Genomic DNA, 2,359 nt, shown 5'->3' on the forward strand with positions numbered 1-2,359 from the left:
CGCCCGACGTTCAGCCGAGGCCGGTCAGAAGAGCTCAGCCGCCCAGAATCTCGCGCGCCAGCTTCGCCGTCTCGGTCGGCGTCTTGCCGACCTTGACCCCGGCGGCCTCAAGGGCCTCCTTCTTCGCGGCGGCCGTACCGGAGGACCCGGAGACGATGGCGCCGGCGTGGCCCATGGTCTTGCCCTCGGGCGCGGTGAAGCCCGCGACGTAACCGACGACCGGCTTCTTCACGTTCGCCTTGATGAAGTCGGCGGCCCGCTCCTCCGCGTCACCACCGATCTCACCGATCATCACGATGAGGTCGGTGTCGGGGTCGGCCTCGAACGCGGCGAGCGCGTCGATGTGCGTCGTACCGATGACCGGGTCGCCACCGATACCGACGGCCGACGAGAAGCCGATGTCACGCAGCTCGTACATCATCTGGTACGTCAGCGTGCCGGACTTCGAGACCAGACCGATGCGCCCCGGCTTGGTGATGTCGCCGGGGATGATGCCGGCGTTCGACTGACCGGGGGTGATCAGACCCGGGCAGTTCGGGCCGATGATCCGGGTCTTGTTGCCCTTCTCCACGGCGTACGCGTAGAACGCGGCGGAGTCGTGGACCGCGATGCCCTCGGTGATGACGACGGCCAGCGGGATCTCGGCGTCGATGGCCTCGACGACGGCGGCCTTGGCGAAGGCCGGCGGTACGAAGAGGACGGATACGTTGGCGCCCGTCTTCTCCATCGCCTCGGCGACGGTGCCGAAGACCGGGATCTCGGTGCCGTCGATGTCGACGCTCGTGCCCGCCTTGCGAGGGTTCACGCCACCGACGATGTTCGTGCCGTCGGCCAGCATGAGCTTGGTGTGCTTCATGCCCGTGGCACCGGTCATGCCCTGGACGATGACCTTGGAGTCCTTGTTGAGGAAGATAGCCATGGCTGTCTGTTCCCTCTTCCCTTACTTCGCAGCCGCGAGCTCGGCGGCCTTGTCGGCCGCGCCGTCCATGGTGTCCACGCGCTGCACCAGCGGGTGGTTGGCGTCGGAGAGGATCTTGCGACCCAGCTCGGCGTTGTTGCCGTCGAGGCGGACGACGAGGGGCTTGGTGACTTCCTCGCCCTTGTCCGCGAGCAGCTGCAGCGCCTGCACGATGCCGTTGGCGACCTCGTCGCAGGCGGTGATGCCACCGAAGACGTTGACGAACACGGACTTGACGTCCGGGTCGCCGAGGATGATCTCCAGGCCGTTCGCCATGACGGCGGCGGAGGCGCCACCGCCGATGTCGAGGAAGTTGGCGGGCTTGACGCCACCGTGCGCCTCACCGGCGTACGCGACGACGTCCAGGGTGCTCATGACGAGACCCGCGCCGTTGCCGATGATGCCGACCTCACCGTCGAGCTTGACGTAGTTGAGGTTCTTCTCCTTGGCGGCGGCCTCAAGGGGGTTCGCGGCCGCGTGGTCGACGAGCTCCTCGTGGTCGGGGTGGCGGAAGTCCGCGTTCTCGTCCAGGGAGACCTTGCCGTCAAGGGCGATGACGTCACCGGAGGCGACCTTCGCCAGCGGGTTGACCTCGACGAGGAGCGCGTCCTCGGCGACGAAGGTCTTCCACAGGGTGACGAGGATGTCGGCGACCTTGTCGGCGACCTCGGCCGGGAAATTCGCGGCCTCGACGATCTCGCGCGCCTTGGCGGGGGTCACACCCTCGTTGGCGTCGATGGGGGTCTTGGCGACGGCCTCGGGGCGGGTGGCCGCCACCTCCTCGATCTCCATGCCGCCCTCGACGGAGGCGATGGAGAGGAAGGTGCGGTTGGTGCGGTCGAGGAGGAAGGAGACGTAGTACTCCTCGACGATCTCCGGAGCGGTCTCGGCGATCATCACCTTGTGGACCGTGTGGCCCTTGATGTCCATGCCGAGGATGTCCGTCGAACGGGCGACGGCCTCGTCCGGGGTGGCGGCGAGCTTCACGCCACCGGCCTTGCCGCGACCACCGACCTTCACCTGAGCCTTGACGACCGACTTGCCGCCCAGCCGCTCGGTGATCTCGCGCGCCGCCTCAGGCGTGTCGATGACTTCACCGGCCAGCACCGGTACACCGTGCTTGGCGAAGAGGTCCCTCGCCTGGTACTCGAACAGGTCCACGCGCTTCCGTCCCTATCAGTGATCTAGCGGTTCGTTGGATGCGTGGGCGTGCCGCGAAGGGCAACGTGACGTCCGCCGGTGAGTCACAAGGGAGGCGCACACGGTGTCCGAGCGCGCGGCATGTCCGTCTCGCAGGTTATCGCTGCTTCCGGGAGCCCTCTAAATCGCGCGTCACACCTGAGCGGTGATACCTGTCACATGATGCCGTGCTCGCTGGCACCGCGTGCCGCGATGTGCGGG

At 67.3% G+C, this 2,359-nt stretch carries 2 protein-coding genes; both read right to left on the minus strand.

Annotated elements, in window-relative coordinates:
* Window positions 1-34 precede the first annotated feature (34 nt).
* Window positions 35-919 carry a succinate--CoA ligase subunit alpha gene (gene sucD, locus STRIP9103_RS37630; protein ID WP_009334343.1) on the minus strand — a complete coding sequence of 295 codons (885 nt, stop codon included), beginning with the start codon at window positions 917-919 and terminating at the stop codon, window positions 35-37.
* Between the two features lie 21 nt (window positions 920-940).
* Entirely contained in the window at window positions 941-2,119 is a 1,179-nt protein-coding gene (gene sucC / locus STRIP9103_RS37635) for an ADP-forming succinate--CoA ligase subunit beta (RefSeq protein WP_009334345.1), read from the minus strand.
* Window positions 2,120-2,359: the final 240 nt, after the last annotated feature.

Source organism: Streptomyces ipomoeae 91-03, assembly GCF_000317595.1.
Lineage (GTDB): Bacteria > Actinomycetota > Actinomycetes > Streptomycetales > Streptomycetaceae > Streptomyces > Streptomyces ipomoeae.